Annotated in this window: 2 protein-coding genes; both read left to right on the plus strand. The window is 65.8% G+C overall.

The annotated features are described in order from the left end of the window. Positions 1–670, plus strand: a 670-nt coding sequence (gene cobA, locus AHiyo1_RS00375) for a uroporphyrinogen-III C-methyltransferase (protein WP_084784267.1), incomplete at its 5' end; no start/stop codon positions are given. A 29-nt stretch (positions 671–699) separates the two neighbouring features. Then, positions 700–1,315, plus strand: a 616-nt coding sequence (locus AHiyo1_RS00380; protein ID WP_172465453.1) for an FAD-dependent oxidoreductase, incomplete at its 3' end; no start/stop codon positions are given.

Genomic DNA, 1,315 nt, shown 5'->3' on the forward strand with positions numbered 1-1,315 from the left:
CCGCCTCGGACCGCGCGACTTGCTGCAGGAACTTGCTCCGGACGTCCGCGTGATCGAGGTCGGCAAGACCCCCGGCCACCACCCCGTGCCGCAACTGGAGATCAACCGGATCCTGGTGGAGGAAGCCCTGGCCGGCCACTGTGTGGTGCGGCTCAAAGGCGGCGACCCCTACGTCCTGGGCCGCGGCGGCGAGGAAGCCGAATTCTGCCGGCAGAACGGCGTCGAGGTAGAAGTGGTTCCCGGTGTGACCTCGGCGATCTCAGTGCCGGCCGCAGCGGGCATTCCCGTGACGCACCGTGGACTCGCAAAGGGTTTCAGCGTGGTGACCGGCCACGAGGAACTGTCCGAGGTCCCGGCCCGCCCCGACCACACCGTGATCCTGCTCATGGGTGTAGCCAAACTCCGCGAATCCGCCGCTGCCCTCGCGGACTCCGGAATGCCCTTGGACACGCCGGTAGGTATCGTAGAGAACGGCTACATGCCCGAACAGCGCGTCACGATCGGCACTTTGGCGACGATTGCCGATCAAGCCGAGGCCGCCGGCGTCGCAAATCCCGCAGTGATTGTGATCGGCGATGTGGTGCGTGTCAGCCCGTTTGCCCCCGAACATTTCAAGACCGCTGACTACAGCACCCTGACCCCCAACAAGCCCCGCGTCGTTACCCCCTAGCCCGTTGCACACTGAAAAGGAACACAGCCGTGTCATCTAGCACCACCGTAGGAACCGCCGCACGTCCGCTGCGCGTCGCCGTCGTCGGCTCCGGCCCGGCCGGCGTCTACGCAGCTGACATCCTGACCAAGAGCGAGGCCGTCAAGAGCGGCGAGCTGACGGTCAGCATCGACCTCTTCGACCGCTACCCGGCCCCCTACGGCCTGATCCGCTATGGCGTTGCCCCGGACCACCCCCGCATCAAGGGGATCGTGAACGCCCTGCACAAGGTCCTGGACCGCGGCGACATCCGCTTCTTCGGCAACGTCGACTACGGCACGGACATCTCCATCGAAGACCTGCGCACGCACTACGACGCCGTCATCTTCGCCACCGGCGCCATCAAGGACGCGGACCTGAACATTCCGGGCATCGAGCTGGAAGGTTCCTTCGGCGGCGCCGACTTCGTCTCCTGGTACGACGGCCACCCCGACGTTTCCCGCGAATGGCCGCTCGACGCCACATCGGTGGCCGTGCTCGGCAACGGCAACGTAGCACTGGATGTGGCCCGTGTCCTCTCCAAGCACGCCGACGACCTCCTGGTCACCGAAATTCCGGACAACGTCTATGCCGGCCTCAAGGCTTCCCCGGTCACCGACCGTAATA

The sequence above is a fragment of the Arthrobacter sp. Hiyo1 genome (assembly GCF_001263615.2).
In the GTDB taxonomy this organism is placed as follows: Bacteria; Actinomycetota; Actinomycetes; order Actinomycetales; family Micrococcaceae; genus Arthrobacter.